At 70.9% G+C, this 26,703-nt stretch carries 27 protein-coding genes; 13 read left to right on the top strand and 14 right to left on the bottom strand.

Annotated features, from left to right (window positions below; all coding sequences use genetic code 11):
• Window positions 1-26 precede the first annotated feature (26 nt).
• Window positions 27-1,601: a CBM35 domain-containing protein gene (locus AB0Q90_RS22265; RefSeq protein ID WP_363159379.1), complete on the top strand. Its 1,575-nt coding sequence runs from the start codon at window positions 27-29 to the stop codon at window positions 1,599-1,601.
• Window positions 1,602-1,642: 41 nt separating this feature from the next.
• Here the strand turns inward: AB0Q90_RS22265 and AB0Q90_RS22260 are convergent, their stop codons facing one another.
• From AB0Q90_RS22260 to AB0Q90_RS22240, 5 genes are all read right to left on the bottom strand, one after another.
• Complete coding sequence (locus AB0Q90_RS22260) at window positions 1,643-2,908, bottom strand: ArgE/DapE family deacylase (RefSeq protein WP_363159380.1); 1,266 nt, start codon at window positions 2,906-2,908, stop codon at window positions 1,643-1,645.
• 100 nt (window positions 2,909-3,008) lie between these two features.
• The gene (locus AB0Q90_RS22255; RefSeq protein WP_363159381.1) at window positions 3,009-4,424 is read right to left on the bottom strand and encodes a HAMP domain-containing sensor histidine kinase; all 1,416 of its coding nucleotides are present in this window, start codon (window positions 4,422-4,424) and stop codon (window positions 3,009-3,011) included.
• The gene (locus AB0Q90_RS22250; RefSeq protein ID WP_363159382.1) at window positions 4,425-5,141 is read right to left on the bottom strand and encodes a response regulator transcription factor; all 717 of its coding nucleotides are present in this window, start codon (window positions 5,139-5,141) and stop codon (window positions 4,425-4,427) included. It abuts the gene before it with no gap.
• A 73-nt stretch (window positions 5,142-5,214) separates the two neighbouring features.
• Window positions 5,215-5,799: an FMN reductase gene (locus AB0Q90_RS22245; RefSeq protein ID WP_363159383.1), complete on the bottom strand. Its 585-nt coding sequence runs from the start codon at window positions 5,797-5,799 to the stop codon at window positions 5,215-5,217.
• On the bottom strand, window positions 5,796-6,878 hold the full coding sequence (locus AB0Q90_RS22240; protein ID WP_363159384.1) for an LLM class flavin-dependent oxidoreductase: 1,083 nt from the start codon (window positions 6,876-6,878) through the stop codon (window positions 5,796-5,798). Before AB0Q90_RS22240 ends, AB0Q90_RS22245 begins: the two co-directional genes overlap by 4 nt.
• Before the next feature lie 108 nt (window positions 6,879-6,986).
• On the opposite strand from AB0Q90_RS22240, the gene AB0Q90_RS22235 reads away from it, so the two are divergent.
• Window positions 6,987-8,387: an MFS transporter gene (locus tag AB0Q90_RS22235; protein ID WP_363159385.1), complete on the top strand. Its 1,401-nt coding sequence runs from the start codon at window positions 6,987-6,989 to the stop codon at window positions 8,385-8,387.
• Window positions 8,388-8,454: 67 nt separating this feature from the next.
• On the opposite strand, the gene AB0Q90_RS22230 is transcribed toward AB0Q90_RS22235, so the two are convergent.
• Window positions 8,455-9,339 (bottom strand): NADP-dependent oxidoreductase, encoded by an 885-nt coding sequence (locus tag AB0Q90_RS22230; protein ID WP_363159386.1) that lies wholly within the window; start codon window positions 9,337-9,339, stop codon window positions 8,455-8,457.
• Between the two features lie 133 nt (window positions 9,340-9,472).
• Between AB0Q90_RS22230 and AB0Q90_RS22225 the strand changes: the two genes are divergently transcribed.
• Complete coding sequence (locus AB0Q90_RS22225; RefSeq protein ID WP_363159387.1) at window positions 9,473-9,871, top strand: helix-turn-helix domain-containing protein; 399 nt, start codon at window positions 9,473-9,475, stop codon at window positions 9,869-9,871.
• A gap of 21 nt (window positions 9,872-9,892) precedes the next feature.
• Here AB0Q90_RS22225 and AB0Q90_RS22220 read toward each other — a convergent pair whose 3' ends face one another.
• Window positions 9,893-10,366 carry a MarR family transcriptional regulator gene (locus AB0Q90_RS22220; RefSeq protein ID WP_363159388.1) on the bottom strand — a complete coding sequence of 158 codons (474 nt, stop codon included), beginning with the start codon at window positions 10,364-10,366 and terminating at the stop codon, window positions 9,893-9,895.
• Window positions 10,367-10,440: 74 nt separating this feature from the next.
• Entirely contained in the window at window positions 10,441-10,902 is a 462-nt protein-coding gene (locus AB0Q90_RS22215) for a hypothetical protein (RefSeq protein ID WP_363159389.1), read from the bottom strand.
• A gap of 126 nt (window positions 10,903-11,028) precedes the next feature.
• On the opposite strand from AB0Q90_RS22215, the gene AB0Q90_RS22210 reads away from it, so the two are divergent.
• On the top strand, window positions 11,029-11,364 hold the full coding sequence (locus AB0Q90_RS22210) for a YnfA family protein (RefSeq protein ID WP_363159390.1): 336 nt from the start codon (window positions 11,029-11,031) through the stop codon (window positions 11,362-11,364).
• Window positions 11,365-11,376: 12 nt separating this feature from the next.
• Here AB0Q90_RS22210 and AB0Q90_RS22205 read toward each other — a convergent pair whose 3' ends face one another.
• Window positions 11,377-11,811 carry a nuclear transport factor 2 family protein gene (locus AB0Q90_RS22205; protein WP_363159391.1) on the bottom strand — a complete coding sequence of 145 codons (435 nt, stop codon included), beginning with the start codon at window positions 11,809-11,811 and terminating at the stop codon, window positions 11,377-11,379.
• Window positions 11,812-11,969: 158 nt separating this feature from the next.
• On the opposite strand from AB0Q90_RS22205, the gene AB0Q90_RS22200 reads away from it, so the two are divergent.
• The 3 genes from AB0Q90_RS22200 to AB0Q90_RS22190 are packed head-to-tail and all read left to right on the top strand — an operon-like array spanning window position 11,970 to window position 14,149.
• The gene (locus AB0Q90_RS22200) at window positions 11,970-12,746 is read left to right on the top strand and encodes an SDR family NAD(P)-dependent oxidoreductase (RefSeq protein WP_363159392.1); all 777 of its coding nucleotides are present in this window, start codon (window positions 11,970-11,972) and stop codon (window positions 12,744-12,746) included.
• Entirely contained in the window at window positions 12,746-12,871 is a 126-nt protein-coding gene (locus AB0Q90_RS22195; protein ID WP_363159393.1) for a hypothetical protein, read from the top strand. Before AB0Q90_RS22200 ends, AB0Q90_RS22195 begins: the two co-directional genes overlap by 1 nt.
• Window positions 12,872-12,880: 9 nt before the next feature.
• On the top strand, window positions 12,881-14,149 hold the full coding sequence (locus AB0Q90_RS22190) for a tyrosine-protein phosphatase (RefSeq protein ID WP_363159394.1): 1,269 nt from the start codon (window positions 12,881-12,883) through the stop codon (window positions 14,147-14,149).
• A 48-nt stretch (window positions 14,150-14,197) separates the two neighbouring features.
• On the opposite strand, the gene AB0Q90_RS22185 is transcribed toward AB0Q90_RS22190, so the two are convergent.
• Entirely contained in the window at window positions 14,198-15,391 is a 1,194-nt protein-coding gene (locus tag AB0Q90_RS22185; RefSeq protein WP_363159395.1) for an RtcB family protein, read from the bottom strand.
• 180 nt (window positions 15,392-15,571) lie between these two features.
• Here AB0Q90_RS22185 and AB0Q90_RS22180 point away from each other — a divergent pair, with 180 nt between their 5' ends.
• The 3 genes from AB0Q90_RS22180 to AB0Q90_RS22170 all read left to right on the top strand — a co-directional run bounded on the left by AB0Q90_RS22180 (window position 15,572) and on the right by AB0Q90_RS22170 (window position 18,656).
• Window positions 15,572-16,387 carry a DUF3558 domain-containing protein gene (locus AB0Q90_RS22180; protein ID WP_363159396.1) on the top strand — a complete coding sequence of 272 codons (816 nt, stop codon included), beginning with the start codon at window positions 15,572-15,574 and terminating at the stop codon, window positions 16,385-16,387.
• Between the two features lie 109 nt (window positions 16,388-16,496).
• Window positions 16,497-17,318: a DUF3558 family protein gene (locus tag AB0Q90_RS22175; RefSeq protein WP_363159397.1), complete on the top strand. Its 822-nt coding sequence runs from the start codon at window positions 16,497-16,499 to the stop codon at window positions 17,316-17,318.
• Window positions 17,319-17,426: 108 nt separating this feature from the next.
• On the top strand, window positions 17,427-18,656 hold the full coding sequence (locus AB0Q90_RS22170; RefSeq protein ID WP_363159399.1) for a DUF2637 domain-containing protein: 1,230 nt from the start codon (window positions 17,427-17,429) through the stop codon (window positions 18,654-18,656).
• 67 nt (window positions 18,657-18,723) lie between these two features.
• Here AB0Q90_RS22170 and lysS read toward each other — a convergent pair whose 3' ends face one another.
• Window positions 18,724-20,466: a lysine--tRNA ligase gene (lysS, locus tag AB0Q90_RS22165; RefSeq protein ID WP_363159401.1), complete on the bottom strand. Its 1,743-nt coding sequence runs from the start codon at window positions 20,464-20,466 to the stop codon at window positions 18,724-18,726.
• A 127-nt stretch (window positions 20,467-20,593) separates the two neighbouring features.
• Here lysS and argS point away from each other — a divergent pair, with 127 nt between their 5' ends.
• Window positions 20,594-22,348: an arginine--tRNA ligase gene (argS, locus tag AB0Q90_RS22160; protein ID WP_363159402.1), complete on the top strand. Its 1,755-nt coding sequence runs from the start codon at window positions 20,594-20,596 to the stop codon at window positions 22,346-22,348.
• Window positions 22,349-22,413: 65 nt separating this feature from the next.
• On the opposite strand, the gene AB0Q90_RS22155 is transcribed toward argS, so the two are convergent.
• Window positions 22,414-22,860, bottom strand: coding sequence for a peptidoglycan-binding domain-containing protein (locus tag AB0Q90_RS22155; RefSeq protein WP_363159403.1), 447 nt, complete (start codon window positions 22,858-22,860; stop codon window positions 22,414-22,416).
• 216 nt (window positions 22,861-23,076) lie between these two features.
• Between AB0Q90_RS22155 and AB0Q90_RS22150 the strand changes: the two genes are divergently transcribed.
• Both AB0Q90_RS22150 and AB0Q90_RS22145 read left to right on the top strand, forming a co-directional pair.
• The gene (locus AB0Q90_RS22150; protein ID WP_363159404.1) at window positions 23,077-23,796 is read left to right on the top strand and encodes a peptidoglycan-binding protein; all 720 of its coding nucleotides are present in this window, start codon (window positions 23,077-23,079) and stop codon (window positions 23,794-23,796) included.
• Complete coding sequence (locus AB0Q90_RS22145) at window positions 23,793-24,557, top strand: DUF2690 domain-containing protein (RefSeq protein WP_363159406.1); 765 nt, start codon at window positions 23,793-23,795, stop codon at window positions 24,555-24,557. The genes AB0Q90_RS22150 and AB0Q90_RS22145 overlap by 4 nt, the downstream gene beginning before the upstream one ends.
• On the opposite strand, the gene AB0Q90_RS22140 is transcribed toward AB0Q90_RS22145, so the two are convergent.
• Together AB0Q90_RS22140 and AB0Q90_RS22135 are read right to left on the bottom strand one after the other, a co-directional pair.
• Complete coding sequence (locus AB0Q90_RS22140) at window positions 24,554-25,369, bottom strand: arylamine N-acetyltransferase (RefSeq protein WP_363159407.1); 816 nt, start codon at window positions 25,367-25,369, stop codon at window positions 24,554-24,556. The genes AB0Q90_RS22145 and AB0Q90_RS22140 overlap by 4 nt on opposite strands.
• A 70-nt stretch (window positions 25,370-25,439) precedes the next feature.
• Window positions 25,440-26,654, bottom strand: a complete 1,215-nt coding sequence (locus tag AB0Q90_RS22135; protein ID WP_363159408.1) for a PLP-dependent aminotransferase family protein — start codon at window positions 26,652-26,654, stop codon at window positions 25,440-25,442.
• Window positions 26,655-26,703: the final 49 nt, after the last annotated feature.

Genomic DNA, 26,703 nt, shown 5'->3' with positions numbered 1-26,703 from the left:
CGCCCGTTTCTCCTGGAGGCACCACGATGCACCTGAGACCCGCCCTCGCGTGCGCCGGCCTGCTGGCCGGTGCGCTCGTCGCGCTGTCCGGCAACCCCGCGCAGGCCGCGACCACCCGGTACGAGGCCGAGACCTCGCCCGCCGTCTGCACCGGCGCCGTCGAGACCGAGTGGGCCGGCTACTCCGGCAGCGGATACTGCAACGGCACCAACGCCACCGGCGCCTACGCCCAGTTCACCGTGAACGCCCCCGCCGCCGGCACCGCGACGCTGGCCGTCCGCTTCGCCAACGGGACCACCACCGCCCGCCCGGCCGACCTGATCGTCAACGGCAGCACCGTCCAGACGCCGTCCTTCGAGGGCACCGGCGCCTGGACGACGTATGCCACCAAGACGCTCACCGTGTCGCTCAACGCGGGCAGCAACACCATCCGGCTGAACCCGGCCACCGCGAACGGCCTGCCGAACGTCGACTCCCTCGACGTCACGACGAGCGGCGACACCACTCCCCCGACCAGCGGCGCGCTCTACGTCTCACCGACCGGCACCGACGGCGCGGCCGGCACCGAGTCCGCCCCGACGACCCTCACCTCGGCGATCAGCCGCATCGGCTCCGGCGGCACGATCTACCTGCGCGGCGGCACGTACAACCAGGCGTCGACCGTCACCATCCCGGCGACCAGCAACGGCACCGCGAGCGCCCGGACGAAACTGTCCGCCTACCCGGGCGAGCGGCCGGTGCTGAACTTCTCGGCGCAGACCGAGAGTTCGTCCAACCGCGGGCTCCAGGTGATGGGCTCGTACTGGCACGTCTCCGGGATCACCGTCGAACGGGCCGGTGACAACGGCATCTTCGTCGGCGGCAGCAACAACGTCTTCGAGCGCACGGTGACCCGCTACAACCGCGACACGGGGCTCCAGCTCGGCCGGATGGCGTCCTCCACCCCGACCAGCCAGTGGCCCGCCAACAACCTGATCCTCAGCGCCGAGTCGCACGACAACGCCGACTCCGACGGCGAGGACGCCGACGGCTTCGCCGCGAAGCTGACCGTCGGCCCCGGCAACGTCTTCCGCTACGCCGTCGCGCACAACAACATCGACGACGGCTGGGACCTCTACACCTACTCCGACTACGACCCCATCGGCGCGGTGACCATCGAGGACTCCCTCTCCTACGACAACGGCACCCTCACCGACGGCTCACAGGCCGGCAACGGCGACCGCAACGGCTACAAGCTCGGCGGCGAGGACGTGCCGATCAACCACGTCGTGCGGCGCAGCATCGCCTTCGACAACGGCAAGCACGGGTTCACGTACAACAGCAACCCGGGCTCGATGACGATCTCGAACAACCTCAGCATCGACAACACCGAGCGCAACTTCAGCTTCGACGCGGGTACTTCGGTGTTCCGGAACAACACCTCGTGCCGCAGCTCCAGCGGCACGAACGACCGGATCATCGGTGACGCCGACACCTCCAACCAGTTCTGGTCCGGCACCAACGGCTCCCGGTGCGCCAACTACTCCGGGGCCCTTGGCTGGTCGTTCGCCTCGGACGGCCGCCTGGTCGTGACCCTGGGCGGCAGGACGGTCACGCTGTAGCCGAACCGAGGGTGCCCGTCCGCCGGCGCGGACGGGCACCCCTACTTCGTCCCCACCGTCCGCAGGACCACCGGCACCAACGTCCGCGCCGCCGCCACCACTTCACGCACCGACACATGCTCCCGCGAGCTGTGCGCCACCTGGATGTCCCCCGGCCCGAACTGCAGGGCCGGGATGCCCGCACCGGTGTACAGCCGCAGATCGCTGCCGTACGTCGCACCCCGCTCCCGCAGCTCCGGGCCTCCGACGGCGTCGGCGTGGGCGGCCCGCACCACGTCCGTCAGCGGGTGCCCGGCCGGCAGCGCGCCGCTCGCGAACTGCCCGCCCGGCCAGGTGACCGTCGCCGGATGCTCCCGCAGCCACGGATCGGCGGCGCAGGCCTCGGCCACACACCGCTCGAACTCGGCGCGCGCGTCCGCCGGTTCCTCCCCCAGCCGCACCCCCAGCCGCCCCTCCGCCACCAGCAGATCGGGCACGCTGCTCGCCCAGTCCCCCGCACGCACGGTCCCGACGGACAGGCCGTACGGGATCGGGTACTCGGCCATCAGCGGCGCCGGATCCCTGTTCCGCTCGGCCTCAAGGCGGGCCAGCGCCCGGTGCAGCGGCAGATAGGCGTCGACCGCGCTCACCCCCTGCTCCCGGGAGCTGCCGTGCGCCGACTTCCCCGGCACGGCGAGCCGGAAGGTCAGCGCCCCGGCGTTGGCGGTGATCACGCTCCCGCCGGTCGGCTCGGCGATCACGCAGGCGTCACCGCCGTATCCGCGTTGCAGCGTGCCGAAGGCGCCGATCCCGCCGTCCTCCTCCCCGACGACGAAGTGCACGGCGACCCGCCCGCGCAGCCGGATCCCGGCCGCCCGAATGGCCGCCAGCGCGGCGAGATGGGCCGTCAGCCCGGCCTTCATGTCACAGGCCCCCCGCCCGTGCACAAGATCCCCGGTCACCCGCGGCACGAACGGATCCCCGGCCCAGGCCGCCGGATCCCCGGGCGGCACGACATCGACATGCCCCTGAAGAATCAACGTCGGCCCGTCACCCGCGTCGGCCGTCGTCCCGACCAGTCCCCACGCCTCCTCCCGCGGCACCTCAGACCCCGGAAAGTCGGGGTGGGCGCGCAGGACGTCCAAGTCCATGCTCCACAGATCGACTTCGAGCCCGAGCCGGGTCAGCCGCGCGGCAAGGTGATGCTGAAGCTCGGACTCGGCGGCACTGCCGGTCACGCTGGGTACGGCGATGAGCTCCAGCAGAGTGCGGGCAACATCGGCTTCGTCGACAGCGGCGAGCGCAAGGGCCTCTTCGGAACTCAACATGCGGTGGTTCCTTTCACATGGCTTTTAGGGGCGCGGGGAACTGCGCGACAAGCCACATACAACCCGCACCCGCCAACGCACAGAACCCCCCGAGCTCTCCTCAGGCCCCCGACCCCACCGTGAACCCGACAACAGACCCACCCCCCGCCCGCCGCGCAGCGAACGTCGCCCCACCGTGCGCCAACGCCACCTCCCGAACGATCGACAACCCCAGCCCCGACCCAGGCAAAGACCTCGCATCCGCAGCCCGGTAGAACCGGTCGAACACATGCGTAAGGTCGGCGTCCGCCACCCCCGGCCCCCGGTCCAGCACCTCCACCCGCACAGTCCCCGGCACGGCGGGCCCCGCCACATTGATCTCGATCTCCCCCGTCCCGCCCCGGTCGAACTTCGCCGCGTTCTCCACCAGGTTGGACAGCGCCCGCTGAAGCATCCCCGCCCGCCCCTGCACCGCCGTCTCCCCGCCGGCCCGCACCACGATCCGCCGCCCGGTGCGCCGCCGGGCCAGCCCCGCCACGTCCTCGGCGAGCTCCGCGAGATCGACCCGCTGCGGCGGCTCCGTATCGGACTGCCCGGCCGCCAGGTCCACCAACTCGTTGACGAGATCGGTCAGTTCACGCGCCTCCTGGGAGAGGTCGGCAACCAGCTCCTCCCTGGTCGCGGGCGGCAGCTCGTCGATCCGCCGCAGCAGCGAGATGTTCGTCCGCAACGACGTCAGCGGCGTACGCAGCTCATGCCCCGCGTCCTGCACCAGCCGCCGCTGGTCCTCCTCCGACTGGGCGAGCCGCCCCAGCATGCGGTCGAAGGCGCGGCCGAGGCGGCCCACCTCGTCGTAGCCGGTGACCGGCACCTGGATGCCGAGGCGCCGGGTGCGGGCGACGTCCTCCGCGGCGGCGGTGAGCACGATCAGCCGCCGGGTGATGCGCCAGGCCAGCCACCAGCCGAACAGCCCCGCGCCGACGACCACCGCGGACATCAGGAGCAGCGTCCGCTGCTGAAGGGCCCGCAGCAGGTCCTCGGTGTTGCTGAACTCCTGCGCGACCTGCACCGCCCCGCGGCCGCCGCCCAGCGAGACGGTCGCCACGCGGTAGACGTCGTTGCCGACGTCGACGTCCGCGTGCACGACGCTGCGCCCGGAGGTCTGCCGGCCCGCGATCTCCCGGTCGGCGTCGGTGACGGGCAGTCCGGGGCGGCCGGGGTCGACGATCGAGCCGTCCGGGCCCAGCACCTGCACATCGGTGCGGGCGGGCCGGACCAGGTCGTGACCGGGCGCGGAGGAGGAGAAGTCCTCGGGGTCCATCCGGCGCTCGCGCACCTCGTCGCCCAGGTCCCGCACGATCTCGTCGAACACGGACTGCTGGTCGACGCGGACCAGCCGGGCGGCGGCGCTGTAGGACAGGATGCCGACGACGACGGTGACGGCGGCGGCCACCGCCGCGAAGGACACCGCGAAGGTGGTGCGCAGCGAGACCAGTCGCGGGCGCCGGTTTCTCAGCAGTCGCCCGACGCGGCCCACTCAGTGCTCCCGGAGCACGTAACCCACACCGCGCACCGTGTGGATCAGGGCCGGCGCGCCCGGCTCGTCGAGCTTGCGGCGCAGATAGCCGACGTAGACGGCGAGGTTCTTGGAGCCGGGTCCGAAGTCGTAGCCCCAGATGCGGTCGTAGATGGTGGCGTGGTCGAGCACGATCCCGGCGTTGCGGACCAGCAGCTCCAGCAGTTCGAACTCGGTGCGGGTCAGCTCCAGCTCGCGCGGGCCGCGCCAGGCCCGGCGTGCCTGCGGGTCCATGCGCAGCCCGGCGGCCTCGACGAACCGCTCGGGTTCGGGCACCGGGGCCGGTACGTCCACGACCACCGGGGGCTCCTGTCCGGTGCGGCGCAGCAGGGCGCGCAGCCGGGCGAAGACCTCCTCCACGTCGAAGGGTTTGACGACGTAGTCGTCGGCGCCCGCGTCCAGGCCGGCGATGCGGTCCTGGGTCTCCACGAGCGCCGTCAGCATCAGGATCGGCGTGCGGTCGCCCTCGGCGCGCAGCACCCGGCAGACCTGGAGTCCGTCGATGCCGGGCATCATCACGTCGAGGACGAGCACGTCCGGCGGCGAGGTGTGGGCCTGCGCCAGCGCCTCGACGCCGTCGGCGACCGCGACGACCCGGTAGCCCTCCAGGGTGAGGGCGCGCTCCAGGGCGTGCCGGATGGCGCGGTCGTCTTCGGCGAGCAGAACGGTGTGGGCCACGCGGCCAGTGTGCCAAGGCCGCCGGTCGTACGACGTGACGAGCAGCTCACCGGCCCCCCTTCTTACTGGCCTCTCACCCGGCGGGGCGAAGCGCGGCCAGCCGTTCCTCGAAAGGCACGAACCGCTCCTCGGCGGGCTTCTTCGGGGACAGCCCGCTCATCAGCCCCGCCAGTTCCCCGGCCGCCCGCTCGATCCGTCCGTCCAGTCCCTCCGCGCCCCAGTCCTCCGAGGCGGCGTACACCCCGGTGGGCACGACGACGGCCCGCAGGTAGGAGAAGAGGGGGCGCAGGGCGTGGTCCAGCACCAGGGAGTGCCGGGCGGTGCCGCCGGTCGCCGCGATCAGCACCGGCTTGCCCGCGAGCGCGTCCTTGTCGAGCACGTCGAAGAACGACTTGAACAGTCCGCTGTACGACGCCGAGAACACCGGTGTGACGACGATCAGCCCGTCCGCGGCGGTCACCGCGTCCTGCGCGGCCGCGAGCCCCCGGCCGGCGAACCCGTTGGTGAAGTTGTGCGCGATCTCCACGGCGAGGTCGCGCAGCTCCACGACCTCGACCTCGACCGGCGCCGCGGCGGTGACGGCGGCGGTCAGCCGGTCGCCGAGCAGCCGGGTGGAGGACGGGACGCTCAGTCCCGCGGAGACGACGACGAGCTTCATGCGACGGTCACCTTCTTGGTGAGCAGGGACGAGTGGGTGGGGGCGTCGGGCACGTCCGTGGGACGGCCGACCGCGAACTCCTTGCGCAGCACCGGCACGACCTCCTCGCCGAGCAGGTCGAGCTGCTCCAGCACGGTCTTCAGCGGCAGTCCGGCGTGGTCCATCAGGAACAGCTGGCGCTGGTAGTCGCCGGCGTACTCGCGGAAGGACAGCGTCTTCTCGATGACCTCCTGCGGGGAGCCGACGGTCAGCGGGGTCTGCTCGGTGAAGTCCTCCAGGGAGGGGCCGTGGCCGTAGACGGGCGCGTTGTCGAAGTAGGGGCGGAACTCGCGCACCGCGTCCTGGGAGTTCTTCCGCATGAACACCTGCCCGCCGAGCCCGACGATCGCCTGCTCGGCGGTGCCGTGCCCGTAGTGGGCGTAGCGGCTGCGGTACAGCTCGACCATCCGCTTGGTGTGGTCGGCCGGCCAGAAGATGTTGTTGTGGAAGAAGCCGTCGCCGTAGAACGCGGCCTGCTCGGCGATCTCCGGGGAGCGGATGGAGCCGTGCCAGACGAACGGCGGTACGCCGTCCAGCGGGCGCGGGGTGGAGGTGAAGCCCTGGAGCGGGCTGCGGAACTTGCCCTCCCAGTTGACGACGTCCTCGCGCCACAGCCGGTGGACCAGGTTGTAGTTCTCGATGGCGAGGTTGATGCCCTCGCGGATGTCCTGGCCGAACCAGGGGTAGACCGGGCCGGTGTTGCCGCGGCCCATCATCAGGTCGACGCGGCCGTCGGCCAGGTGCTGGAGCATCGCGAAGTCCTCGGCGATCTTCACCGGGTCGTTGGTGGTGATCAGCGTGGTGGACGTCGACAGGACGATCCGCTCGGTCTGCGCCGCGATGTAGCCGAGCATCGTGGTCGGTGACGAGGGCACGAACGGCGGGTTGTGGTGCTCGCCGGTCGCGAAGACGTCCAGGCCGACCTCCTCGGCCTTCAGGGCGATGGCGACCATGGCCTTGATGCGCTCACGCTCGGTCGGCGTCCGGCCGGTGGTGGGGTCCGGCGTGACATCGCCGACGCTGAAGATCCCGAACTGCATGGTCGCTCACCCTCCAGGTTGTTGACCGTTCAACTATACCGCTGAACGACCCACCCCGCACCGTTATTCCGCTTGACGCGCACCCGCCCTTCCCTCATATTTATCTGCGTGACGCAGATACTGCACGAGACAGACAAGACTCCCGAGAGACCCCCGCTCCCCGCCCGCACCCGCTGGGCGATCCTGGCCGTCGTCCTCGCCGCCGACGTCCTCGACCTCCTCGACGCCACCATCACCAACATCGCCGCCCCGACGATCACCGCCGACCTCGGCGGCGGAGAGGGCCTCGTCCAGTGGCTCGGCGCCTCCTACGCGCTCGCCCTCGGCGTGCTGCTCGTGGTCGGCGGCCGGCTCGGCGACAGGTTCGGCCGCCGCCGGCTGTTCCTCACCGGCCTCACCGGCTTCGTCGTCGCCTCCCTGGCCTGCGGCCTCGCCCCCGACCCGACCGGCCTGGTCCTCGCCCGCCTCGCCCAGGGCGCGTTCGGCGCTCTCGTCATCCCGCAGGGCTTCGGCATCCTCGGCGCCACCTGGCCACGCGACCAGCTCGGCAAGGCCTTCAGCCTGTTCGGACCGGTGATGGGCCTGTCCGCCGTCGGCGGCCCGATCCTCGCCGGGTTCCTCGTCGACGCCGACGTCCTCGGCCTCGGCTGGCGCCCCATGTTCCTGATCAACCTGCTGCTCGGCGGCGCCGCCGTCCTCGCCGCCGTCCGCCTGCTCCCCCGCGACACCGGCGATCCGACGGTCGTCGTCGACACCCTCGGCGCCACCCTGATCGCCGGCGCCATGCTCGGCCTCCTCGGCGGCCTCATCGACGGCTCCGCCTCCGGCTGGACCGCCCGCCCCCTCATCCTGCTGGCGCTCGGACTCGCCCTGTTCGCCGCGTTCTGCCACCGCCAGCGCACCACCGCCCATCCGCTCATCGAGCCGTCGCTCCTGCACAACCGCGGCTTCACAGCGGGCCTGACCCTCGGCATCGTCGCCTTCGCCGCGACCTCCGGCCTCCTCTACGTCATCTCCCTCTTCCTCCAGCTCGACCTCGGCCGCACCCCCTCCGGCACCGCACTCGGCCTGATCCCGCTGACGATCGGCATCGTCATCGCGTCGATCGCCTGCCACGGCCTGATCCACACCTACGGCCGCCGCCTGATCACCGCAGGCCTGCTGACCCTCCTGGCCGGCTGCGGCTGGCTGGCCCTACAGGTGGACGGCTCCGGCGGCTGGCCCCTCGTCCCGCCCCTGCTGGTCATCGGCCTCGGCATGGGCATCTGCTTCGGCACCGTCTACGACATCACCATCGGCGACATCGCCCCCACCGAGGCCGGCAGCGCCAGCGGCTCCCTCAGCGCCGTCCAGCAACTCGCCAACGCGACGGGAGCGGCGGCGGTGACCACCGTGTACTTCCACACGGCGGACACCAGGCTGAGCCTGACGGTGGTGGCCGCGGCCCTGGCCGCATGCCTGCCCCTGGTCCGGCTCCTTCCGCACAAGGCCCAGGACAGCGCCCCGTAAGGGGCGCGGGGCTGTATCGATATGCGGCTCCGCCGCGTGGGCGCGACAAGCCCCCACCGGCCCGCAGCTAGGGAACCAACACCAGCCGCCCCCGAACCCCACCCTCCGCAAGCCGCGCATGAGCCTTCGCCGCATCCTCCAGGGCGAAGGCTTCAGCCACCCGCAGGGTCAGCACCCCCGCCTCCACCAGCCGCACCAGCTCACCGAGCTGCCCCCCGTCCGCACTCACCTCGACGGCAGTCACCCGCACCCCGCGCACCGCCGCCGGCGCGGCCTGCGGGATGACACCGACGTAGGCGCCGCCGTCCCGCACCCACTCCAGCGCCGTCTCCCCGAGAACGGCCGCGTCCAGCACCGCGTCGAACCCGGACCGCCCCTCGGCGACGAACTCCGCGGCCCCCAGCGCCCGTACGAGCTCCTCGTCGCCCTGCCGGGCCAGCGCGGTCACCGCGATCCCCCGATGCGCGGCAAGCTGCACGGCAAACCCGCCGACCGCCCCCGCGGCCCCCGTCACCAGCAGCGACTGCCCGGGCTCCACCCCCAGCAGATCCAGGGCCTGTACGGCGGTCAGCGCGTTCAGCGGCACCGTCGCGGCCGCCACCGCGTCCACCCCCTTCGGCGCCCGCGCCACCGCGTCCGTGTCCACGACGACGTACTCGGCATGCGTGCCCAGCGGCGCCACCGACCCGTAGTCGAGCGCGACGACCTCGTCCCCGACACCCCACGCGCTCGCCACGCCGACCGCGTCCACCGTGCCGGCGACATCCCAGCCGAGCCCGAGCTGCGTGCCCGCGCCGCCGAAGACGCCCTGCCGCACCAGCGCGTCCACCGGGTTCAGCGCGGCCGCCGCCACCTTGATCCGCACCTGCCGCGCGGCCGGCTCGGGCACCTGGGTCTCCACGACCTCGACGACCTCGGGCCCACCGAACTCGTTCACCACCGCAGCACGCATGACAGTCAACTCCCCTGAGAAATAAGGCTGTTCGTTCGAGGACAGCTCCTCGACCCACGAACAACCCTAGGAAGAGCTACTATCTATTCGTAAGTAGTTACCTGAGAGTGCGTATGTACCCCGGAGGTGAGCCATGGCGACCATGACCGCGGCCCAGAAGCGCGAACAGGCCCGCACCGAGTACGACGCGTTCATCCGGGGCTGCCCCACCAACCAGCTCCTGGACCGCCTCAGCGACAAGTGGGTCAGCCTGGTCGTCTCCGCCCTGTCCGCGGGCCCGATGCGCTACAGCGACCTCACCCGCAAGATCGCCGGCGTCAGCCCCAAGATGCTCACGCAGACCCTGCGCACGCTGGAACGCGACGGCATCCTCAGCCGCACGGTCACCCCGTCCGTCCCGGTCCGCGTCGACTACGAACTCACCCCGCTCGGCGCCAGCCTGGCCTGCCTGCTCACCGCGGTGAAGGACTGGGCGGAGACCCACATCGAGCAGGTCCACGAGGCACGCGAGCGCTACGACTCGGACAACTAGGGCCCGCCCGGCGGACAGACCCTAGACGTCCCCGGCGCGCAGTCGCTCCACCTGCGCCGCGCTGAACTCCGTCGTACGCCTCATGTGGTCGATGATCAGCGCCAGTTGGGGGTCGTCGAGGTCGTCGAAGAGGGCGTTCCAGCCGCCGCCCAGCCGGTCCCACATCCGCCCGAACTCGGCGACCTTCTCCGGCACCGTCGCCACCAGTACCCGGCGCCGGTCGGCCGCGTCCCGCTCCCGCACCACGTATCCGGCCCGCTCCAGCCGGTCCACGAGCCGCGTCGCCGACCCGGTCGTCAGGCCCGTCAGCTCGGCGATGCGGCCCGTCGTCACCGGACCGCCCTCCAGCGTCAGCAGGTTCAGACACTGCAGATCGGTGGGGTGCAGGCCCAGATGGTCGGCGACGGCCTGGTTGAACAGGGCGTACGAAGCCATGTACCGGCGGGAGACCACCGACAGCTCGGCCAGCATCCGCTCACGTGCCGTTCCGGCCATGTCGCCCACCCTTCGTCCGCGCCCGCGCGTCGTCTGCGCCGTGCAGATATCGTACGGCGCAGCAACCGGCGCAGTCAGAAGTAGTACGCGTCCCCCGTTTCCAGCACCAGAACCCGCTGCCGGTCGTTCGCCCGGTTGCGGTCCAGCACACCGCCGCTCCACACCGTGTCGATCTCCATCAGCACCTCCGACGGCACCCCCCGCAGCCGCACCCGCAACTCGATCCGCTCCCCCACCCCGTCCGCGTCCAGGGCCCCCACCCGGCACAGCAGCGCCCGCGCCCCCGCACGCGCACAGCCCTCCGGCAGCACCTGCCGGTTCGCCAGCGGCTCCGACCAGCGCAGCCGCACCGTGGCGTCCGGCACCGCCGACGGCCCGTGGTTGCGCGGGGTGAACCGGACGTCGACCCGCCCGTCGGCCATGTGCGCGGCCCCGTGATACGCCAGATCGGCCTCGGGCCCCTCGACGGCCCCCGCACCCGGAGCCACCCCGCCGACCAGCACCGCGGCCACGACGCACCCAGCAAGAACCCGCATGCCACCCACTCCTCACCTCATGTGGTCATACGGATGTATCCCACGCGGAGCGGACCCCAGGCGCCGTCCATCAGGTGACGTCAGGGGACGCCGGGCGGCTCACGGTGGGTGTGCAAGGCTGCGCGCATGCTCGTCCTCCGCTCCGCCGCCCTCTTCGTCGTCGCCGCCCTCTTCGAGATCGGCGGCGCCTGGCTGGTCTGGCAGGGCGTACGCGAACACCGCGGCTGGGCATGGATCGGCGCCGGCGTCCTGGCCCTCGGCGCCTACGGTTTCGTGGCCACCCTCCAGCCCGACGCCAATTTCGGCCGCATCCTCGCCGCGTACGGCGGAGTCTTCGTCGCCGGATCCCTCGCCTGGGGCATGGTCGCGGACGGCTACCGCCCCGACCGCTGGGACGTGACGGGCGCGCTGATCTGCCTGGCGGGGATGGCCATGATCATGTACGCCCCGCGCGGCGACTAGGAAGCGGAACCCCTACGAGGGCTCCTCCGGCAGCAACCCCAGCTGCCCCAGGAACTCCATCTGGTCGAAGTAGAGCCGGTAGCTGACGATCCGCCCGTCCGCGACGGTGGCGAGGTCCACCCCGCGGATCCGGACGTCCCGCTGAGTCGCCGGCAGCGTCTCCCCGGACGGCAGCGGAATCGGCCCGGTGTTCCTGCCGCTGAAGAAGCCCTCGTCGATGGCGGTGTCCCCGACCTCGTACGCGGCCACCGGCTCGAACGTCCCGTCCGGCACCGCGTCCGTCATCTGCTGCCAGTACTCCACGATGGCGTCCCGCCCGCGCAGCTCCCCGCCGTCCGGCGTGACAGCAACCGCGTCCTCGGCGAACAACTCGGCCAACGCCTTGATGTCCGGCGCGGCGGTCACCGCCTCGGTCAGCCGATCCATCAGCTCACGCGCTTGACCCATGATCCACCTCCGGCCTGGAAGGATCACCCACCTCATTTTCCCACCACGGCCCACCGGCGTCGCCCACTGACCGAGATCACAGACCACCCCCCGCCCTCCCCCGCCTATCCTGGCCGGAGCCCGTCATACGAACGTAAACGCCCGCCCGAGGAGCACCCATGGCCAGCGCAGCCCCGTCCGCCGCCTCTCGCATCGCCGTCGTCACCGGCGCGAGCAGCGGAATCGGCGCCGCCACGGCCCGGCAGCTCGCCGCGGCCGGCTACCGGGTCGTCCTGACCGCCCGCCGCAAGGACCGCATCGAGGCGCTCGCGGAGGAGATCAACGCGGCCGGCCACCAGGCGACGGCCTACCAGCTCGACGTCACCGACCGCGCCGCCGTCGACGAGTTCGCGACGGCCTTCCAGACCATCGGAGTCCTGGTCAACAACGCCGGCGGCGCGCTCGGCGCCGACCCGATCGCCACCGGCGACCCGGCCGACTGGCGCACGATGTACGAGACGAACGTCCTCGGCACCCTGAACCTGACCCAGGCCCTGCTCCCGAAGCTGGACGCGAGCGGCGACGGCACGGTGGTCGTCGTCTCCTCCACCGCCGGTCACGGCACCTACGAGGGCGGCGGAGGCTACGTCGCCGCCAAGCACGGCGCCCACGTCCTCGCCGAGACCCTCCGCCTGGAGATCGTCGGCCGCCCGGTCCGCGTCATCGAGATCGCCCCCGGCATGGTGAAGACCGACGAGTTCGCCCTCACCCGCTTCGGCGGCGACCAGGACAGGGCGGAGAAGGTCTACGCGGGCGTGGCCGACCCCCTCAGCGCCGACGACGTCGCCGACACCATCACCTGGGCCGTGACCCGACCCAGCCACGTCAACATCGACCTGCTCGTGGTCCGCCCGCGCGCCCAGGCCTCCAACACCAAGGTTCACAGGGAGCTGTAGTGCCCGACGGCAACAAGGACCCGCACAACGAACGCCAGATGTGGTGGTGGCTCGGCTACTTCCTGTTCGGCATCCACATCGTGGCGTTCGTCATGATCTACGCGGTGACGCACGCACCGAAGTAGAACTGTGGCGTGGACAGACACATACCGTTCGACGCCCTGCACAACTTCCGCGACCTCGGCGGCTACACGACGGAGGACGGCCTCCGTCTCCGCCCCGGCCGCCTCTACCGCGCGGACTCCCTCGGCAAACTGACCGAGGACACGGCCGACTGGTCCCGCTTCCTCGGCCTCGGCATCCGCACGGTCGTCGACCTCCGCTACCCCTGGGAGATCGACGACAAGGGCCGAATCCCGGACCACCCCGCCTTCACGTACCACAACCTCAGCATCGAGCACCGCCCCTACAACCAGGCGACGCGCAGCCCCGACGTGGCCGTGGGCCCGTACCTCGCCGAGCGCTACATGGAAGTCGCCGAGGACGGCACGGCGGAAATCCGCGAAGCCCTCGAACTGATCGTGAAATCAGCGGAGTCCGACGAGGACGCGCTGGTCTTCCACTGCGCCTCGGGCAAGGACCGCACCGGCCTCATCGCCGCCCTGACCCTCACCCTGCTCGGCGTCCCCGAACCCACCGTCATCGAGGACTTCACCCTCACCGAACTCGCCACCGACGCCCTCCTCGCGGAATGGCGGGCAAGAAACAACGGCCAGTCCCCGAACTGGCCGCACTTCGGCAGAGCCCCGGAATCGGTGATGCGCCTGTTCCTGACGTCCTTGAAGGCCCGCTACGGCTCGGTGGAGGGCTATGTGACCAACGCCCTGTCCCTCGACGCGGAAGCCGTCAGCAAAACCCTCCGCACCCACCTCCTGGAACAACCCCCCGCCATCTGGCCCGAGTTGACCTACCGCAAGGCAGCCGAACCGGACGCCCCCGCCCTCGTCCGCCTCCGCGACTCCGCCGCCCTGTGGCAACTGGCCCGCGGAATCGACCAATGGAAGCCCGGCGAAAAGAACGAAGCCCACTTCCGCGACTGCATGCAGGACGGCGAGGTCTGGCTGGCGTACGCAGGCGACCACCTCGCCGGCGCCTGGGAACTCCACTGGACCGACCCCGCCGCCTGGGGCCCCCGCCCACCCGACGCCGGCTACATCCACCGCCTGATGACAACCCCGCACACGGCCCCGCCGGAAACGGGCCGTCGCATGCTGGCAGAAGCGGAATCCCGCATCACCGCAACAGGCCGCCCCTACGCCCGCCTGGACTGCCTCACCACCAACCCCCGCCTCCGCGAGTACTACGAGGCCGCGGGCTACGAGGTGGTCGGCGAGCAGCCCGCAAAGGACGGCGGCTCGGGCAGCCCGTACGCGGTGACACTGCTGGAGAAGCGGCTCACCTGACACGTGCGGGGCCCGGGCCGCACCGGCCCGGGCCCCGCACACAGAGCGTCAGCCCTTCACACAGACGACCTGCTTCAGCTTCGCCACGACCGCGACCAGGTCCCGCTGCTGATCGATGACCTGCTCGATCGGCTTGTAGGCGCCCGGAATCTCGTCCACGACGCCGGAGTCCTTACGGCACTCCACGCCCCGCGTCTGCTCCTCCAGGTCCTTCGTCGAGAAGCGGCGCTTCGCGGCGTTACGGCTCATGCGCCGACCGGCGCCGTGCGACGCCGAGTTGAAGGACTTCTCGTTGCCGAGGCCCTTCACGATGTACGAGCCCGTGCCCATGGAACCCGGGATGATCCCGTACTCCCCGGAGCCCGCCCGGATCGCACCCTTACGGGTGACCAGCAGGTCCATGCCCTCGTAGCGCTCGCGGCTGACGTAGTTGTGGTGGCAGGAGATCTCCGGCTCGAAGGTGGGCTTCGCCTTCCTGAACTCCTTGCGGATCACGTCCTTCAGGAGCGCCATCATGATCGTGCGGTTGTACTTCGCGTACTCCTGCGCCCAGTAGAGGTCGTTCTGGTACGCCGCCATCTGCGGAGTGTCCGCGATGAAGACCGCCAGGTCACGATCGACCAGGCCCTGGTTGTGCGGGAGCTTCTGGGCCACACCGATGTGGTGCTCGGCCAGTTCCTTGCCGATGTTCCGGGAACCGGAGTGCAGCATGAGCCACACTGAACCGGACTCATCCACACAAACCTCGCAGAAGTGATTTCCGGAGCCGAGCGTGCCCATTTGCTTCGTGGCCCGCTCCTCCCGGAACTTCACCGCATCCGCAACCCCGTCGAACCGCCCCCAGAAGTCGTCCCACCCGGCCGTACCGAAGCCATGCATCCGTCCCGGATCAACAGGACTGTCATGCATCCCCCGCCCCACCGGAATCGCCTGCTCGATCTTCGAGCGCAGCCGGGACAGGTCCCCCGGAAGATCGTTCGCGGTCAGCGAGGTCTTGACGGCCGACATTCCGCAGCCGATGTCCACGCCCACCGCCGCGGGACACACAGCGCCCCGCATCGCGATGACCGACCCGACCGTCGCGCCCTTGCCGTAGTGCACGTCCGGCATGACCGCCAGGCCCTTGATCCACGGCAGGGTCGCGACATTGCGCAGCTGCTGCATCGCCCCGTCCTCGACCGTCGTCGGGTCGGCCCACATGCGGATCGGAACCTTCGCGCCCGGTATCTCTACGTACGACATATCGTCCTCGTTCCCCCGAAAAGCAGTAAAAATCTCAGAAGTCTCAAATCGCAAAAGCTGGCGCCAAGGTCAACGAAAGGGACGACGGACCGGCGTTCACAGCAGTGCGTGCGATACACATTGTCTCCAGGGGGCACCCCGGCCCGGCAAGCGATTAACCAGCACCGAGAGGAGCCGACCGTGCAGCGGAAGGCGTATGTATCCGGCGTCGCCGCACTCCTCGCGGCGCTGCTGGTCGGCTGCACCGGCGGTTCCGCGGACGAGGGCTCGACGGACAACTCCAATCCGGGCGACTCCGGTACGGCGTCGCCGACGGCGGAGCCGGGCCGGTACCGCACGCTTCCTGAGGCCTGTGGCGCGGTGAGTCAGGGCACGCTCGACTCGCTGCTGCCCGGCATCCAGGAGATCGCGGACGAGGAGCAGCAGGAGAAGGCGTACGAGGGTACGGCGACGGTGACGTACGACACCGATCGCAAGGTGGGGTGCCGCTGGAAGGTGGAGTCGGCGGATGCCACCGATCATCTCTTCGTCGATTTCGACCGGGTGGTGTCGTACGACAACGCCGTGAGCGACGACAGTGAGGCGGAGCAGGTCTTCGCGACGAAGCGGGTGGCGGCGGATCTTCCGGAGCCGGCCACCAGCAGCCCTGACGCCGAGGAGAGCGGCAGCCCGTCGAGCACGGCCGACGCTTCCGCGTCTCCTTCGGATTCGGCGTCCGCGTCGGCGTCCTCCTCGCCGTCCGTTCCTCCGGCCGATCTCCAGCCGCGCGTTCTGGACGATCTGGGCGACGAGGCGTTCCTCGACGACGCGCTGAGCAGTGCCGGTTCGACGGCCGAGCAGCGGACGGTGACTGTGGCGTTCCGCACGTCGAATGTCATCGTGACCATCCAGTACGAGGAGCAGCCGGCGACGGTGGGTGTCGTCCCGGACAGCAAGGAAATGCAGGACAGGGCGCGGAATCTGGCGGCGGAACTGGCGGAGTCGCTGGCCGGCTGAGGGCTTTGGGGGGCCGTTCGTGAAGACGGCGAATCAGGAACGTACGGGTTCCTCACCGCGTACCGTGGCCCCTCGGACCCGATCCGACCGCAGGAGCACGAGCAGCGTGATGAGTGAAGGAACCATGCGATCAGCACAGCGAGACCTCTGTGACCAGCGAGCGAAGCGCGTCAGCCGCGTTCTTCTCAGCGCGGCCGCCGTCCCGGTGATGCTGCTTGCCGCCGGCTGCTCGTCGGACTCCGGCTCGGACGAGCCGGGCAAGAACTCCGGTGCCGAGACGTCGGCTTCGGCGAGTGCGTCGCCGACGGTGCAGGCGGCGGCGTACGGCACGCTGCCGGAGGCGTGCAAGGTGCTGGTGAAGGACACGCTGACCGATCTCGTGCCGGAGGGTGCCAAGTCCGGCAAGGAGGGCAAGTCGGACGACACGGCGTCGCGGGCGAGTTGCTCCTGGAGCAGCCTGGACAACAACGGCGTGAAGGGTTCGCAGTTCCGCTGGCTGAATGTCTCGCTGCTGCGTTTCGAGTCCGATGTCACGCGCGGCGAGGGCGACAAGCTGGCGCAGGAGTACTACGAGAAGCAGGTCAACGACGTCCAGGCGGTGGACGGCGCGAAGAACGTGAAGTCGGAGCCGGTCACGGGGACGGGTGACGCGGCGACGGCCGTGCGCTACGACCTGAAGAAGAAGGAAGGCTCCTTCAAGCAGCAGACGATCGTGGCCCGGGTCGAGAACGTGGTCATCACGCTCGACTACAACGGCGCGGGTCTGGCGGGCGAGAAGACGCCGAGCGCGGACACGCTGATGAAGCTGGCGAAGAAGGCCGCGAAGGAGGCGGTGGCGGCGGTGACGGAGGCGAACGGCTCCTCGGCGAGCGCCGACCCGTCCACTTCCGCCTCCGCTTCTCCTTCCAAATCGGCTACGAAGAAGAGCTGACGCCCCCTACCGGCCACCCGTGCCCCGCACACATGTGCCACCCTGTTGCGCGCAACAACACGCAAGGGGAGGGGAGTACGGGTGGCCGCGCCTATACAGCTGACACGGATGCACCGCGTTCTCATCGGCGTGGTCGTGTTCGGCGCCTTGATCATCGCCGGTATCGGCTTCGCCGGGTCGTACGCCGCCGTCCGTGAGCTGGCCGTCAAGAAGGGCTTCGGGAACTTCAGTTATGTGTTCCCGATCGGCATCGACGCGGGCATCTGCGTGCTGCTGGCCCTGGACCTGCTCCTGACCTGGATTCGCATTCCGTTTCCCCTGCTGCGTCAGACGGCGTGGCTGCTGACGGCGGCCACGATCGCGTTCAACGGTGCGGCGGCCTGGCCGGATCCGCTGGGCGTGGGTATGCACTCGGTGATCCCGGTGCTGTTCGTGGTGGCCGTGGAGGCGGCCCGGCACGCGATCGGCCGGATCGCGGACATCACGGCGGACAAGCACATGGAGGGGGTCCGCCTCACCCGCTGGCTGCTGAGCCCGGTCCCCACGTTCCTGCTGTGGCGCCGGATGAAGCTGTGGGAGCTGCGCTCCTACGAGCAGGTGATCAAGCTGGAGCAGGAACGTCTCGTCTACCAGGCACGGCTGCGCTCCCGCTTCGGCCGGGCCTGGCGTCGCAAGGCCCCGGTCGAGTCCCTGATGCCCCTGCGTCTGGCCCGCTACGGCGTTCCTCTGGCGGAGACGGCTCCGGCGGGCCTGGCGGCGGCGGGCATCGAGCCGCAGGTGCTGCCCGCGCAGGCCGCGGTTGCCCGTCCGGCCGGGGCGGCCCCGGATCCGCAGACGGCGGTTGCCCCCGGTGAGCAGCGTCCCGAGCTGGTCGGCGGGCCCGAGGCCGGTCGGCCGGCCCGGGAGCCCGAGCCCGAGCAGAGCCCCTGGTTCGAGGCGCCGCAGCAGATCGAGTACCACGGCGGCTACGACCCCACGTTCGAGCCGGACTACGACCAGTGGTACGCCTATCAGCAGGCGGCCGAGCAGTTCCAGGAGGAGCTCCCGGTCCAGGAGCCTTCCCCGGACCCGGAGGAGACGGGCAGCTTCCCCATCCCGGTGTCCCCCGGTCGCACGCGTGAGCTCGGCGAGGGCGGCGGCTCTCCGGAGCCGACGGAGGAGGACTACTACCAGGTCTTCCGTCAGTCGATAGACGGCAGCTACCCGACCTCGGGCCAGTTCCGGGGCGACGTGGAGACGACGTACGGCGTCAAGCTGCCGGCGCGTGAGGCCGACCGTATGGTCAACCGCTTCACCAACCGTCACACGGCGGAGCTGCAGGACGACCACATCGCCTGAGCGCGCGTACGAGTACGCCGAAGGGGGCGCCGGTGCATCACCGGCGCCCCCTTCGGCGTAGTACCGCTTATGCCCCGAGCAGGGCCCGCACCCGCTCCTGTCCCACTGCGAGGAGCAGGGTGGGCAGCCGCGGGCCGGTGTCGCGGCCGACCAGCAGGTGGTAGAGCAGCGCGAAGAACGTGCGCTGGGCGGTCTTGATCTCGGCCGGCAGGTCCTTGGGGGTGGCGTCGGCGGAGAATCCGGCCTGCACCTTGGGCACGCCGTACACGAGGTGGGTCAGGCCATCCAGCGACCAGTGGTCGGCCAGCCCGTCGAGCAGCAGGCGCAGCGACTGCTGGGAGGCCTCGTCGAGGGACTTCAGCAGGTCGGCGTCCGGCTCGTCGCGCACGATGGTCCGCTGGTCGGCGGGCACGTGCGTGTTGATCCAGGCCTCGGCCCTGTCGTACCGCGGCCGGGCCTCGTCGAGGGTGGCGAGCGGGTTGGCCGGGTCGAGCTCGGAGAGGATCCGCAGGGCCTGGTCCTCGTGTCCGGCGGTGATGTCGGCGACGGACGCGAGGGTCCGGTACGGCATCGGCCGGGAGGTGGTGGGCAGCTCACCACCGGCGGTGCGCACGGCACGCGAGTGCGCGGCGACGTCGGCGGGCAGCGCGGAGCCGTCGGCGACCTTGGCGTCGAGCTTGTCCCACTCGTCGTAGAGCCGCTGGATCTCCTGGTCGAAGGCGATCTTGAAGGACTGGTTGGGCCTGCGGCGGGCGTAGAGCCAGCGCAGCAGCTGCGGCTCCATGATCTTGAGGGCGTCCTCGGGCGTGGGCACGCCGCCCCGCGAGGACGACATCTTGGCCATGCCGCTGATGCCGACGAAGGCGTACATGGGTCCGATGGGCTGCTTGCCGCCGAAGATCCCGACGATCTGGCCGCCCACCTGGAAGCTGGACCCGGGCGAGGAGTGGTCGACGCCGCTCGGCTCGAAGACGACTCCTTCGTAGGCCCAGCGCATGGGCCAGTCGACCTTCCAGACCAGCTTGCCGCGGTTGAACTCGTTCAGCCGCACGGTCTCGGCGAAGCCGCACGCGTTGCAGGTGTACGACAGCTCGGTGGTGTCGTCGACGTAGGACGTGACGGTGGTCAGGTCCTTCTCGCAGTTGCCGCAGTACGGCTTGTACGGGAAGTATCCGGCGGCGCCCAGGGAGCCGTCGTCCTCGCCGGCCGCGCCGGACCCCTCGGCGGCCTCCAGCTCGGCCTCGTCGACGGGCTTCTGCGACTTCTTGGCGGGGGCCTTCTTGGTCCGGTACTGGGCGAGGACCGCGTCGATGTCACCGCGGTGCTTCATGGCGTGCAGGATCTGCTCGCGGTAGACGCCCGAGGTGTACTGCTCGGTCTGGCTGATGCCGTCGAACTCGACGCCCAGCTCGGCGAGCGATTCGACCATGGCGGCCTTGAAGTGCTCGGCCCAGCTCGGGTACGCCGAGCCCACCGGCGCCGGGACGGAGGTCAGCGGCTTGCCGATGTGCTCGGCCCAGGCGTCCTCGTCGACCCCGTCGATGCCCTTGGGCACCTTGCGGTAGCGGTCGTAGTCGTCCCAGGAGATCAGGTGCCGGACCTGGTGGCCGCGCCGCCGGATCTCGTCGGCCACGAGGTGCGGGGTCATGACCTCGCGCAGGTTCCCCAGGTGGATGGGGCCGGACGGGGAGAGACCGGACGCGACGACGACCGGTTTGCCCGGGGCCCGACGCTCCGACTCCTCGATGACCTCATCCGCGAAACGGGAGACCCAGTCGGTGGTCTCGGTGCTCTGAGCCACGATCGGCACGTCCTTCTTTCTGAACGGGTGACGCTCCATTGTCACAGACCCACGTGCGGCCGGAAAAACGGCTTTACCCCCCATGGGATACTGACCGTGTCTATCGATCCCCACGAGGAGAACGGCACCCACTCCTATGGCTCCGGTCACGTCCCTCAGCGACTCCGTCGAACAGCAGCTCACCTCCGCGATCTCCGCCGCCGTGCCGGAGACCTCCGCGGACCCTCTGCTGCGACGCAGTGACCGGGCCGATTTCCAGGCCAACGGTGTCCTCGCGCTGGCCAAGCAGGCGAAGGCCAACCCGAGGGAGCTGGCGACGCAGGTCGTCTCCCAGGTCGTCACGGGTGACGTGATCAAGGACATCGAGGTCTCCGGCCCCGGCTTCCTGAACATCACGCTGACCGACAGGGCGATCACCGAGAACCTCGCCGCGCGGTACGCGGACGGCGAGCGTCTCGGCGTGCCGCTGAACGAGAACGCGGGCATCACGGTCGTCGACTACGCCCAGCCGAACGTGGCGAAGGAGATGCACGTCGGCCATCTGCGTTCCGCGGTGATCGGCGACGCGCTGCGCGGCATGCTCGACTTCACCGGCGAGCGGACGATCGGCCGGCACCACATCGGCGACTGGGGCACCCAGTTCGGCATGCTCATCCAGTACCTGCTGGAGAACCCGGGCGAGCTGGCCCCGGCCTCGGAGGTCGACGGCGAGCAGGCGATGTCGAACCTGAACCGGGTGTACAAGGCGTCGCGCGCGGTCTTCGACTCCGACGAGGAGTTCAAGGAGCGGGCGCGGAAGCGGGTCGTGGCCCTGCAGTCCGGCGACAAGGAGACCCTGGAGCTGTGGCAGCAGTTCGTGGACGAGTCGAAGGTCTACTTCTACTCGGTCTTCGAGAAGCTGGACATGGAGATCCGGGACGAGGAGATCGTCGGCGAGTCCGCGTACAACGAGGGCATGCCCGAGACCGCCCGCCTGCTGGAGGAGATGGGCGTCGCCGTCCGCTCCGAGGGCGCGCTCGTGGTCTTCTTCGACGACATCCGCGGCAAGGACGACCAGCCGGTCCCGCTGATCGTGCAGAAGGCGGACGGCGGCTTCGGCTACGCGGCTTCCGACCTGACCGCGATCCGCAACCGTGTCTTCGACCTGCACGCGACGACGCTGCTGTACGTCGTGGACGTGCGCCAGTCGCTGCACTTCAGGATGGTCTTCGAGGCGGCCCGGCGGGCGGGCTGGCTGAGCGAGCACGTCACCGCGCACAACATGGGCTACGGCACGGTCCTGGGCGCGGACGGCAAGCCGTTCAAGACGCGTGAGGGCGAGACCGTACGGCTTGAGGATCTGCTGGACGAGGCGGTGCAGCGGGCCGCCGAGGTCGTACGGGAGAAGGCGCTGGATCTCACCGAGGACGAGATCCAGGAGCGGGCCGCGCAGGTCGGTATCGGTGCCGTGAAGTACGCGGACCTGTCGACGTCGCCGAACCGGGACTACAAGTTCGACCTGGACCAGATGGTGTCGCTGAACGGTGACACGTCGGTGTACCTCCAGTATGCGTACGCCCGTATCCAGTCGATCCTGCGCAAGGCGGGCGAGACCAGGCCGGTCGCGCACCCGGAGCTCGAACTCGCCCCGGCAGAGCGGGCGTTGGGCCTGCACCTGGACGCGTTCGGTGGCACGGTGTTCGAGGCGGCGGCGGAGTACGCGCCGCACAAGCTGGCGGCGTACCTCTACCAGCTGGCGTCGCTGTACACGTCGTTCTACGACAAGTGCCCGGTGCTGAAGGCCGACAGCCCCGCCCAGGTCGAGAACCGGCTGTTCCTGTGCGACATGACGGCCCGCACCCTCCACCAGGGCATGGCGCTGCTGGGCATCAGGACGCCCGAGCGGCTCTAGCGAAGTCCGGTACCGCGGCCCGTCCTCTCCCCCGCTGGGAGGACGGGCCGCGGCGTTCTCGCGGCTCAGCAGCCGATGCGGTTGAAGTGCGCGAACGCGGCCCTGGTCTTCGGTCCGGCGATCCCGTCGATGACAAGGCCGTAGTGGTAGATGTTCAGATAGCGCTGGAGCGCCTTGACCGTCTTGGGTCCGACGACGCCGTCGACCCGTCCGGCCCCGAGGCGCATGTCGTTGAATTTCTTCTGGGCGGCCTTCCAGCTCTTGGTGCCGAGCCTTCCGTCGATCGGGCCGGGGTTGTAGCCCGTGTTGCGCAGCCAGCACTGCCAGTTCTTGGCCTGGGTGGTGTTCAGGCCGAGGTTGTTGACGGCGAGCGGGGCGACGGCCTCGGCGCTCACCGCCGGCCTGCTGTCCTGCGCGGTCGCCGCGAAGCCGGTGCCCGTGGCCGCCAGACTCCCTACGGCGAGCCCGGCGGCGGTGGTGACACCGACGAGGGTCCTTGTCAGAGCGCGCATGTTGTTCCCCCTTGGGATGGGCGTCGATGGCAATGAGGCTGCGGGGCGGCGACCGATCCCCGCCACCCGCACCGAGGAAGTGACGTCCTCGCGGGACGTCCCGCGCGCTGACCTGCGGGGACGTGGTCCGGCGGGACGGTGGCGCGGGACGGGCGCGGTGGCCGGTTCCATGCGGCTGTGGGCACCGCCGTCCGGTGAGGTCCGTACTTTCTGGTTATGGCGCGGTGGAAAGAGCTTCCCGAGGAACTGAGCCGGCCGGTGCGCCAGTTGGTGGTACGGCTACGTCGGCTGAAGGACCACAGCGGGCTGAGCATGCGGCAGTTGGCCGCGAAGACGGGGTACAGCGCGAAGTCGTGGGAGCGGTATCTGGGCGGTAGGTCGCTGCCGCCCCGGGAGGCCGTGGAGGCGATGGCCCGGATCGGCGGCGACGACCCGGTCCGGCTGCTGGCGCTGCACGAGGTCGCGGCGGAGGCGTGGCGTACGAGTGCGTGGGCCGAGGCCGGCAAGCCGCGCGGGCGTTCGCTGCGGATCGCGTTCGTGGCGGGGGCGGTGGCCCTGGTCGTGGCGGTCTCCGTGGCGGTCGTGCTGATCGTGCAGTCCACGGACGGCGGCGGGGAGAAAGCGGCGCCGCCGCCACGGCCTCCGTCGGAGTCGCGGTCGCGGCCGTCGTACGACTGCCGGGTCGAGCGTGGGGCCGACGGCCGCTGGTATGCGGGCAACAGCCGTACCCAGGACGCCATTTTGACGTACGGCCGGGCCGGTCCGGAGGTTGCGGAGGCGCAGTGTCTGCTGCGGCGGGCGGGGTTTGCGCCGGGTGAAGTCGACGGGATCTACGGCCCGTTGACGCAGGGCGCGGTCAAGCGGATCCAGCGGCGGGACGGTCTGGTCGTGGACGGCATCATCGGCCCGCACACCTGGAAGGCGCTGCGCGGATGACCGGCCCCCGACTCGCCGCCGAGCTACGGGAGTTGAGGTCCCGTACCGGCCTGAGCCTGGCGGCGCTGGCCGAGCGGACGACGTACAGCAAGTCGTCCTGGGAGCGTTACCTCAACGGCAAGACGCTGCCGCCGCGCCAGGCCGTCCGGGATCTGTGCCGGATCGCCCATGAGCCGGAGGGGCGCTGCCTGGCGCTGTGGGAGCTGGCCGAGGCGGAGTGGAGCGGGCGGGCGGCGAGCGCGAGCGTGCCCGCGCAGCCGCCGACCGGGCGGCAGCCCCGCAGGATCGCACCCCTCGCGGCGGTGTGTGCGGTCCTCCTGTCCGGCGGGCTGGCGGCGGCGCTCGTACTGATCCCGGGCGGCGACGGCGGGCAGCGGGCGTCCGTGACGTCCTCCGCCCCGGGCCCGCGCTGCCAGGGAACCTCCTGCGAGGGGCAGGACCCGATGCACATGGGGTGCGGCCGGGGCCCGGCCACGCTTGCCGAGTACCGCACGGCGTCCGGCGCCCGCCTGGAGCTGCGTTACAACAAGGCGTGTGGGGCGAGTTGGGCCCGGATGTGGGGTACGCGCGTCGGCGACCGGCTGGAGGTGACCGCGGGCGGCCCGACCCGCGCCGCCCGGATCAGGGACGACGTCGACGCGGAGTCCTATGTGTACACCCCGATGACGGCGGCCCGCCCCGGAGCCACGGTCCGGGCCTGCTTCGAGCCCGGGGCGGCGGACGGGAGAAGGGAGTGCGTCGGCCGGCGGGTGGGCCCCTAGCCGATCCCGAACTCCTCCTCCAGCACCCGCTCGACGTCCTCCTCCGCGATCTTGCGTTCGCTGACCGTGCCGTCGGCGCGGGTCTCGGTGAGGACGCGGCCGTGGAGGAGGACATGGCGGTCGGCGGTCACGCGCTGGACGTAGATGCTCCGGGTGAACGGGGAGCGCGGGTTGGTCCCGACATGCCAGTTGAACACCTCGTAGTCGGGCCTCTCGAACGGGTCCAGGGTGAAGGCGTACTGCGCCTGCCAGGAGGAGCCTTCGCGGGCCTCCAGTGCCCACAGTTCCAGCGGCCCCTCGTGCGGGACGTGCATGAGCCGGTGCCGGCGGCCGGCGCCCTCGAACTCGACGCCCGTCGTCAGCGGAACCGGCTCCAGCAGGGCGCCGATCGCCCCGAAGCCCACGTCGGCGACGTACGGCTGGGGGTCGCCCGGGGCGTGGACGAGCAGCAGCATGTGGGTGCGGGGGCGGCTGTCGATACGGTCCGCGCCCAGGACTACGCGGGCGGCCAGTGTGGTGACCCGGAAGCCGAGTGCCTCCAGCGCGTGCTGGAACAGGGTGTTGTGCTCGTAGCAGTAGCCGCCGCGCCGGCCGTGCACCAACTTGGCCATGAGGTCGGCGAGTTCGAGGGAGGGCGCGGTACCGCTCACGGCGTCCAGGTTCTCGAAGGGGATGGCCCGCGCGTGCGCGAGATGCACCCCCCGGAGAGTCGCGATCCCGGCGCTGCGCTCGCCGTCCCATCCGATGCGCCCGAGGTAGGCGTCCAGGTCGAACGCCACGGTCTGCGCCTGCTGCTGCTCTGTGTCGGACATGCCTTCACCCTAGGCAGCCGCCCCCGCCCCGTCGGCGGTCCCCAGCCGCATCCGCCCCGGGACTTCCGGCCTAGGCCCCGAGCCCTTCCCCGAGCCGGCGCAGCCCCTCCCGGATCCGCTCCGGCGTCTCCGTCACGAAGCACAGCCGCAGCGTCGAACGGTCGGCCTCACCGGCTTGGAAGGGGGCGCCGGGGACGTACGCCACGTCGTGCCCGACGACCTCCGGCAGCAGGGCCGTGGTGTCGTACGACGAGGGCAGCCGCACCCAGAGGAACATCCCGCCCTCGGGCCGGTTCCAGGTGGCGCCGTCGGGAAGGGCGTCCGGCAGCCCGGCGAGCATGGCGTCCCGTCGCTCGCCGTACACGGCGGCGACCCGCGCCACGTGCGCGTCGAGGTCCTGGTCCGCCAGGTAGCGGGCGGCGGCGAGCTGGTTGACGGTCGGGGTGTGCAGGTCGGCGGCCTGCTTGGCGACGACGCAGGCGCGGCGCAGGTCGGCGGGGGCACGCAGCCAGCCGAGCCGCATGCCGGGGGCCATGACCTTGGAGAAGGAGCCGAGGAGGACGGTCCGGTCGGCGGCGTCCTCGTGGGAGGCGATCCACGGCACGCGCTCGCCCTCGAAGCGCAGCTCCCCGTAGGGGTCGTCCTCGACGATCCACAGCCCGTGCCGCGCGGCGACGGCGGCGAGGGCGGCGCGCCGCTCGCCGGGCAGGGTGCGGCCGGTGGGGTTCTGGAAAGTGGGGACGGTGTAGAGCAGCTTGGGCCGCTCGCGCAGCACGCACTCCTCCAGCGCCGCGGGGTCGACGCCGTGCTCGTCACCGGGCACGGCCACCACGCGGGCCCCGGCCAGCCCGAAGACCTGGAGGGCCGCGAGATAGCAGGGGTCCTCGACGAGGACGGTGTCGCCCGGGTCGACGAGCGCGGCGGCGAGCAGGGACAGGGCCTGCTGCGAGCCGGTGGTGACCAGCAGGTCGTCGGCGTCCGTGGGCAGCCCCCGCACCGACATCCGCGCGGCGAGCGCCTGGCGCAGGCCCGGCACGCCCTCGGTGGTGGAGTACTGGAGCGCCTGCTCGGGAACGTCCGCGAGGACGGCCCGGTACGCGGCGGCGACCCCGTCCACGTCGAACAGCTCCGGCGCCGGCAGCCCGCCCGCGAAGTTGATCACCTCGGGGCGTGCGGTGACGGCGAGGATGTCCCGCACCGGCGAACCACCGATCGAGCGGGCCCGCGCGGCGAGCGGCGGAAGGGACGCGCGGGCAGGGGCTGACGCGGACTCAACGACACTCATGACACGGCTCCTTCGATCGGCTCCTGCGCAGCCTAGGCATATGCATGCC

Source organism: Streptomyces sp. NPDC079141, assembly GCF_040686775.1.
Lineage (GTDB): Bacteria > Actinomycetota > Actinomycetes > Streptomycetales > Streptomycetaceae > Streptomyces.
Note: the sequence above shows the minus strand (reverse complement) of the source record. Positions and strands in the feature narration are given on the sequence as shown.

What these genes read in the sequence shown, in the direction of transcription:
- AB0Q90_RS22265 (WP_363159379.1), top strand. Translation starts at nt 27, where the DNA reads ATGCACCTGAGACCCGCCCTCGCGTGCGCCGGCCTGCTGGCCGGTGCG.
- AB0Q90_RS22260 (WP_363159380.1), bottom strand. Translation starts at nt 2,908, where the DNA reads ATGTTGAGTTCCGAAGAGGCCCTTGCGCTCGCCGCTGTCGACGAAGCC.
- AB0Q90_RS22245 (WP_363159383.1), bottom strand. Translation starts at nt 5,799, where the DNA reads ATGAAGCTCGTCGTCGTCTCCGCGGGACTGAGCGTCCCGTCCTCCACC.
- AB0Q90_RS22240 (WP_363159384.1), bottom strand. Translation starts at nt 6,878, where the DNA reads ATGCAGTTCGGGATCTTCAGCGTCGGCGATGTCACGCCGGACCCCACC.
- AB0Q90_RS22230 (WP_363159386.1), bottom strand. Translation starts at nt 9,339, where the DNA reads ATGCGTGCTGCGGTGGTGAACGAGTTCGGTGGGCCCGAGGTCGTCGAG.
- AB0Q90_RS22225 (WP_363159387.1), top strand. Translation starts at nt 9,473, where the DNA reads ATGGCGACCATGACCGCGGCCCAGAAGCGCGAACAGGCCCGCACCGAG.
- AB0Q90_RS22220 (WP_363159388.1), bottom strand. Translation starts at nt 10,366, where the DNA reads ATGGCCGGAACGGCACGTGAGCGGATGCTGGCCGAGCTGTCGGTGGTC.
- AB0Q90_RS22215 (WP_363159389.1), bottom strand. Translation starts at nt 10,902, where the DNA reads ATGCGGGTTCTTGCTGGGTGCGTCGTGGCCGCGGTGCTGGTCGGCGGG.
- AB0Q90_RS22210 (WP_363159390.1), top strand. Translation starts at nt 11,029, where the DNA reads ATGCTCGTCCTCCGCTCCGCCGCCCTCTTCGTCGTCGCCGCCCTCTTC.
- AB0Q90_RS22205 (WP_363159391.1), bottom strand. Translation starts at nt 11,811, where the DNA reads ATGGGTCAAGCGCGTGAGCTGATGGATCGGCTGACCGAGGCGGTGACC.
- AB0Q90_RS22200 (WP_363159392.1), top strand. Translation starts at nt 11,970, where the DNA reads ATGGCCAGCGCAGCCCCGTCCGCCGCCTCTCGCATCGCCGTCGTCACC.
- AB0Q90_RS22185 (WP_363159395.1), bottom strand. Translation starts at nt 15,391, where the DNA reads ATGTCGTACGTAGAGATACCGGGCGCGAAGGTTCCGATCCGCATGTGG.
- AB0Q90_RS22175 (WP_363159397.1), top strand. Translation starts at nt 16,497, where the DNA reads ATGAGTGAAGGAACCATGCGATCAGCACAGCGAGACCTCTGTGACCAG.
- AB0Q90_RS22170 (WP_363159399.1), top strand. Translation starts at nt 17,427, where the DNA reads ATGCACCGCGTTCTCATCGGCGTGGTCGTGTTCGGCGCCTTGATCATC.
- argS (WP_363159402.1), top strand. Translation starts at nt 20,594, where the DNA reads ATGGCTCCGGTCACGTCCCTCAGCGACTCCGTCGAACAGCAGCTCACC.
- AB0Q90_RS22155 (WP_363159403.1), bottom strand. Translation starts at nt 22,860, where the DNA reads ATGCGCGCTCTGACAAGGACCCTCGTCGGTGTCACCACCGCCGCCGGG.
- AB0Q90_RS22150 (WP_363159404.1), top strand. Translation starts at nt 23,077, where the DNA reads ATGGCGCGGTGGAAAGAGCTTCCCGAGGAACTGAGCCGGCCGGTGCGC.
- AB0Q90_RS22145 (WP_363159406.1), top strand. Translation starts at nt 23,793, where the DNA reads ATGACCGGCCCCCGACTCGCCGCCGAGCTACGGGAGTTGAGGTCCCGT.
- AB0Q90_RS22140 (WP_363159407.1), bottom strand. Translation starts at nt 25,369, where the DNA reads ATGTCCGACACAGAGCAGCAGCAGGCGCAGACCGTGGCGTTCGACCTG.
- AB0Q90_RS22135 (WP_363159408.1), bottom strand. Translation starts at nt 26,654, where the DNA reads ATGAGTGTCGTTGAGTCCGCGTCAGCCCCTGCCCGCGCGTCCCTTCCG.